Origin of the sequence: Myxosarcina sp. GI1 (genome assembly GCF_000756305.1) — a bacterium.
Taxonomy (GTDB): Bacteria; Cyanobacteriota; Cyanobacteriia; order Cyanobacteriales; family Xenococcaceae; genus Myxosarcina.
The window spans coordinates 287,166-293,206 of sequence record NZ_JRFE01000017.1; the positions used below are offsets into that span (position 1 = coordinate 287,166).

6 protein-coding genes are annotated in these 6,041 nt (G+C 39.5%); 3 read left to right on the forward strand and 3 right to left on the reverse strand.

Annotated elements, in window-relative coordinates; all coding sequences use genetic code 11:
* Positions 1–178: 178 nt before the first annotated feature.
* Entirely contained in the window at positions 179–775 is a 597-nt protein-coding gene (locus KV40_RS14165; protein ID WP_036482676.1) for a rhomboid family intramembrane serine protease, read from the reverse strand.
* Positions 776–1,341: 566 nt separating this feature from the next.
* Between KV40_RS14165 and psbU the strand changes: the two genes are divergently transcribed.
* The 3 genes from psbU to KV40_RS14180 all read left to right on the forward strand — a co-directional run bounded on the left by psbU (position 1,342) and on the right by KV40_RS14180 (position 4,097).
* The gene (gene psbU / locus KV40_RS14170) at positions 1,342–1,761 is read left to right on the forward strand and encodes a photosystem II complex extrinsic protein PsbU (RefSeq protein ID WP_036482565.1); all 420 of its coding nucleotides are present in this window, start codon (positions 1,342–1,344) and stop codon (positions 1,759–1,761) included.
* Between the two features lie 192 nt (positions 1,762–1,953).
* Positions 1,954–3,291, forward strand: coding sequence for an adenylosuccinate synthase (locus KV40_RS14175; protein WP_036482568.1), 1,338 nt, complete (start codon positions 1,954–1,956; stop codon positions 3,289–3,291).
* Between the two features lie 137 nt (positions 3,292–3,428).
* The gene (locus KV40_RS14180) at positions 3,429–4,097 is read left to right on the forward strand and encodes a 50S ribosomal protein L25/general stress protein Ctc (protein WP_036482572.1); all 669 of its coding nucleotides are present in this window, start codon (positions 3,429–3,431) and stop codon (positions 4,095–4,097) included.
* Between the two features lie 119 nt (positions 4,098–4,216).
* On the opposite strand, the gene KV40_RS14185 is transcribed toward KV40_RS14180, so the two are convergent.
* Together KV40_RS14185 and KV40_RS32165 are read right to left on the reverse strand one after the other, a co-directional pair.
* Positions 4,217–4,798 carry a hypothetical protein gene (locus KV40_RS14185; protein WP_036482575.1) on the reverse strand — a complete coding sequence of 194 codons (582 nt, stop codon included), beginning with the start codon at positions 4,796–4,798 and terminating at the stop codon, positions 4,217–4,219.
* Between the two features lie 85 nt (positions 4,799–4,883).
* The coding region (locus KV40_RS32165) for a putative Ig domain-containing protein (RefSeq protein ID WP_172657283.1) at positions 4,884–6,041 on the reverse strand (1,158 nt) is incomplete at its 5' end.

The following is a 6,041-nucleotide window of genomic DNA, read 5'->3' on the forward strand; positions in this document are numbered from 1 at the left end:
AACTTTATTTATATCCTTTTTCTTTGCTGCTTTTATTAAACTAGGTATCGATCTTTTTATCGATACTTATGACGAGTAAATACTGTTCTTCGGCTAAGTTAATTACAAAAATTACATATATTAGTTTTGCGATTGGCGATCGCTAAATGCAGTGTTTCAAGGCGATCGCCACAAAGATTTATTTATAGTATTTCTTTTCTTTAGCGATCGCACTAGCGGCAATTATTCCACCGATAAAGCCGAATAAGTGTCCCTGCCAGGAAATGCCCATTTGCGAGGGTAAAACACCCCAGACATAACCACCGTAAACAAAAAAGACCACGATCGACAGAATAATTGAGGGAATGTTTTTCTGAAAATATCCCCTGAACAAAAGAAAGCCCAAGTAGCCATAAATTAAAATACTCGCACCAACGTGAACCGAACCAGTAGGTGCAAACAACCAAACTCCCATACCGCCTACTATTGCCGACAATAACGTGACGATAAAAAAGTCGCTGGTTTCTTGAATCATCGTCAACCAGCCCAAAACTAAAAATGGTATGGAATTAGCGATGAGATGACCAAACCCACCATGTAAAAAAGGAGCAAAAACAATCCCACGTAGTCCAGTCAAACTATGGGGTTGAATACCGTATCGATCCAAACTTCCCTGAAACACCAAAACATCAATAATTTCAACTATCCAAAATATGGCGAGGAAGGCAAACAAAATAATTAGTTCTCTAACAAGTGATTTCTGTGGTACCGATCTTTGTTTGTGACGACTGTTCATAACGATTTTAGACATCTGATTGCAAAGGCTCTATCTTCAAATAAATTAATTTCCTAAAATCTTGCTCCACAAGAAAAATAAACCGCGTCCGTGAAGTGAAAACTGGAGTTTTCAAAATAATTCTTTTTCCCTTTTACCAAAAAAGAGAAAATCAAAAACTATAGGTTTCAAAGTAGACACACTTTATAATGCTCCTGCACTTAATGATAATCTCTCTTTTTATAAATTCAACTGCCAGTCTAATACTACCGTCTAATTTGAACTCTCAATTTACTATAGTAAAACTGGCGGTCGTTGAACTACACGAGATTAACACAAATATAAATTGGGCAAGGCTCGAATAATTTTTTCGTCAGATATCTGGTTTTGGAAGTAAATTGTGGTTCAAAAAGTGGAGCGAACCAATTATGATAATTATTAAAGCGATCTTTAAATAAGATTAAGTTTGTCTTTAAGGACTTGACAACCATCCAAAGACAATAACGAATAACAAGAACGTTAAGGCTGTAGAGATAGAATACTAACTCTATAAGTAAAATATATTGAGAACAGGAGGAATTTAGTTAATGAAGAAACTAATCGGTATCATTGCTGGCTTACTACTAATTGTTAGTTCGTGGGGATTGACGGGAATTAACCAAGCTCAAGCGAGTGAATTAAATTTGTTAAATTGGCGCACTCCCTCGCTAGTAGCCGAACGTGTCAATGCTGCTGATGCAAAACGACTCGAACTAGAAAGAGGCAAACTAGATTTAAATAATAGCAATATTAGAGAATTTCGCGAGCTACGAGGTTTTTATCCCAATCTAGCTAGCAAAATTCTAGAACACGCTCCCTATAACAACGTAGAAGATGTACTGGATATTCCTGGCTTGAGCGATCGCCAAAAAGAGCGGTTGCAGGCAAACCTGGATAAATTTATCGTTACCCAACCTGCTCCCTCGATGAATCAAGGTTCAGAGCGCGTTAATCCAGGACTTTATTAAAAATTGCTAGCAGTTCGCTCGTAATAAAGCGATCGGCAATCTCAGTAAATCTACCGCACTTTAGTTATTGACTATTAAAGTGCGGTTCTTTAGTTGTCGATCGCCTAAAAAATATTTTAAAATTGCTTGACACTTTGACTAATAAAAAAATATAGTAATAGTTTGTGTAAACTTTAGCTTATAAATAAACCCTTGGCTAACGTTATCGTTATCGGTGCCCAATGGGGTGACGAAGGAAAAGGAAAAATAACCGATCTACTAAGCCGCTCGGCAGACGTAGTAGTACGCTCCCAAGGAGGAGTTAATGCCGGACATACAGTTGTGGTTCGGGGACAAACTTTTAAGTTACATTTGATTCCCTCGGGTATTTTGTACCCGAATACAGAATGTATTATTGGTTCTGGAACAGTAATCGATCCTCAAGTGTTGATTGAGGAAATAGACCAGCTTAAGGCTTTGGGCGTATCGGTAGATAATTTATACATCTCTCAGACTGCTCACGTAACGATGCCCTATCATCGCCAGATCGATCGCGCTTCGGAAGAGAGTCGGGGTGAATATAAAATTGGAACTACTGGTAGGGGAATTGGTCCTACCTATGCCGATAAATCAGAAAGAACTGGAATTCGGATTTTAGATTTAATGAATCCGAAACATTTACACAAGCAGTTAAAATGGACGATTGATTATAAAAATGCAATTTTAGAGAAATTATATAATCTGCCCCCACTGGATTCAGAGCGCATTATAAAAGAATACTTAGTCTATGCAGAGCGTTTGCGTTCTCACGTAGTCGATAGTTCTCTCAAAATTTACCAGGCAGTACAAGAGAAAAAAAACATTCTTTTTGAAGGAGCGCAGGGAACTTTACTCGATTTAGATCACGGTACTTATCCTTACGTTACCTCTTCTAATCCAATTGCAGGAGGAGCTTGTGTAGGTGCGGGAGTAGGACCTACCACTATAGACCGCGTTATTGGCGTTGCTAAGGCTTATACTACTCGCGTCGGTGAAGGACCTTTCCCAACCGAATTAAACGGTAACATCGGCAATTTATTGTGCGATCGCGGTGCGGAATTTGGTACTACTACAGGTCGTCGTCGGCGTTGCGGTTGGTTTGATGCTGTTATCGGTCGTTATGCAGTTCGCATCAATGGTTTAGATTGTCTGGCGATTACCAAGTTAGATGTTCTAGACGAATTAGAAGAAATTAAAGTTTGTGTAGCATATAAGATTGATGGCGTTATTTGCAATCATTTTCCTACTAATGCCAGTGCTTTTGCCAACTGCGAGCCAGTATACAAAATCCTGCCTGGATGGCGGCAATCTACTACTGAGTGCCGCTCTTTAGATGATTTGCCTAAAGAAGCTTTGCGTTATCTGCAATTTCTGGCAGAAATTATGAAAGTTCCAATTGCCATAGTTTCTGTCGGTGCCAGTCGCGACCAAACTATTATTGTTGAAGATCCAATTCACGGACCCAAACGCGCTCTGCTTGATGCCAACGGTATTCCCGTTGATATGTTTTAAAATTTTTACTCTCTTGCAGTATTTATTTAGCGCGCTCGAAAACGCAATTTTTTAAGTGACATTAGCTTTGCCTTTTAGTCACTATATTAGTAACGTTTAGTTTTAATTTTTAAACCATCTAATTACCATTACAAACTATGAATATTACAGTTGAATGTCAAAGCAGACCAGAAGGCACTAAGGCAAATGCTTTACGGCGCGAAGGTTTGATTCCTGCCTCTTTATACGGACATAAAGGTGGTGAATCTGTATCTTTGACCATACCAGCTAAAAAAGCTGAAACTTTATTAAAAGATGCAGCAATTAACAATACTTTGGTAGATTTGAAAGTTCCCGATATTTCTTGGTCTGGTAAAGCTTTGATTAGAGAAGTACAGGTTCATCCCTGGAAAAAAACTCTCTATCATCTCAGCTTCTTTACCGTTTCTGCCAAACAAACTGTAGAAATTGTCGTACCCGTTCATTTGGTTGGTGAAGCTATAGGCGCACAAGAAGGTGGAGTTGTAGAACAGGTTATTACTGAATTGAACATCAGCTGTAGAGCAGATAGTATTCCCGAATCAATTGAGGTAGATATTTCTAGTTTTGAAGTTGGTACAACCTTACACGTAGGCGAACTGACTCTTCCAGAAGGAGCTACGGTAATTGAAGATCCTAAGCGTACTGTACTTTCTGTGGTCACTCCTACTGTTATTACCGAACCCGAACCCGAAACGGAAGAAACTGTACTTGGAGAGGAAGAGTTGGATACTCCTGTAGAATCTGCTGAAGAAACTGAAGCTAGTGAGGAAACGGCACAAGCTTAAGTCTCAAGCTAAAAAAACAAAAACCAGAGCAGTCTATAGCTCTGGTTTTTGTTTTACCAATTACAATTAAGTGTAACTTTGAAAAGTTGATTTGGTATAGAGGAGATTGCCGCAAAGATTTAGTTATTTTCACTGACAAGCTCTTGGTTAGCAATTCTTTTTTTGCGATGTTTTCGATAGTAAAATAATCCCCAAAATCCCGCAACTAAGAATAAACCTTGACTAGGTGAAAATTCAAAAGGAACCGCTTGAACGGAAGGACCTAAAGTCGAACCTGTATAGCTCGGAGTCGCACCACCTTCTGAATTGCCCAGATAATCAATTGGTCCAGGGGTAGTAATAGTCGATTCAATGGTAACTATGTTGTCTGTTGTAGAATAATCTTCATTTGTTACTGTAAGACTAGCAGAAATCTCGTCAAAACCACCATCTTCCGATAAGGTATATGGACCTGCCGAATCGGTGAAAACATTTGTTACTTCCGCTAAATTGTATACATTGAGATCGTTAGCTGGATCTGTGCTGCTTAATGATTCACCATCTTCAAGGTTAATGTCATAGACATAAGTTCCGTTGGCTACATCGCTACTAGCTTCGTCAAAAGTAAACTGAAACGCACGAACGCTATGCTGAAAAATTATCGTGTAGGCTACTGTTAGACCCGTGAAAATTATTACTTTTTTGATTTTTGTGCTGTTCATTATTTTTGTTTGCTAATTGATTGAAACTTGAGAAAAAGTTGAGAGGATAGCTGCGATTTTTTTCAATTCAAGTTATCTGGTTCTATTAAGCTTCCCTATAATCAGCAGAAGTTAATTGAGCGGGACTAATTCTGTAAACTGTAGTTAACAAATCACTGCCAGAGAAAATTTGTGTATTGCCATTTACTTCATTTAGAGAAATTGAGTCATATACGTCTTGTACTGACGTAGCACCAAAGCTAAGAAGGTTAATCCCAATCAAATCGATACCATCTTCAAAGTCAAGAATGCTGTTGCCAGTGTCGCCCGAATTTAAAACAAAAATATCTGTTCCTGAAAATCCCGTATGGCGATCGCTTCCCGCACCACCATCGAGATAATCGTTACCTTCACCACCAAACAGTACATCTATACCTGCTCCTCCTAGAAGCGTATCATTTCCTTCTAGTCCTACTAAAAAGTCATTACCATTACCTCCAGAGAGAAGATCGCCTTCTGTACCACCAGATAGATAATCAGCTTCATCACCTCCACTAAGCTCGTCACTGCCATCGTTACCATGAAGGCGATCTTTATCACCATTACCGTTGATTAAATCGTTTCCTCCTCGTCCAAAGATAATATCTTTGTTTTCCAAGCCTTTAACAATATCATCTCCAGAAGACCCCTTAGTAGCTTCACCACTATTATTGCCAAAAAGGCTAGCTCTGGCAATCGTGAAGTTAGTAGCGATCGTTAGATTACCGTCATTAGCTGTAACTTTGACATCAAGAGGTTCGTTAAGATCTTCGAGACTAGGAGTACCGACGAAGAAATAGCTATTGAGAACTTGCTCCAATCTCAGCCAACTAGGTAAAGCAGAGCCGTCGGCTAGTGTCGCTGTGCAAGAAAGAAGATCGCCATCGGGATCGACAAAAGCATCGCTGACTGGCAGATTCAATGCTTGATCTAACTCTAAGATTTGACTCTCTATGGGATCGACAACATAAGGAGTATCATTGGTATTGGTAACTTCGAGGTTAAACTCATCGCTAGCGTTGATTGCGCCGCCGTCACTGGCAACAACTTTAACGGCGATACTACCAACATCACCATTGGTAGGAGTACCGCTAAAAGTTCCCGTAGTGGGGTCGAACTTTAACCAAGTGGGTAACGCCGTGTCGTCAGCCAGAGTCGCACTATAGGTCAGGTTGCTGTCGAGATCGGCATCACTAAAGTTAGAGGCAACTTCTAGATTAAAGTT

Coding starts and splice junctions, on each gene's coding strand:
- KV40_RS14165 (WP_036482676.1), bottom strand. CDS start 775: ATGAACAGTCGTCACAAACAAAGATCGGTACCACAGAAATCACTTGTT.
- psbU (WP_036482565.1), top strand. CDS start 1,342: ATGAAGAAACTAATCGGTATCATTGCTGGCTTACTACTAATTGTTAGT.
- KV40_RS14180 (WP_036482572.1), top strand. CDS start 3,429: ATGAATATTACAGTTGAATGTCAAAGCAGACCAGAAGGCACTAAGGCA.
- KV40_RS14185 (WP_036482575.1), bottom strand. CDS start 4,798: ATGAACAGCACAAAAATCAAAAAAGTAATAATTTTCACGGGTCTAACA.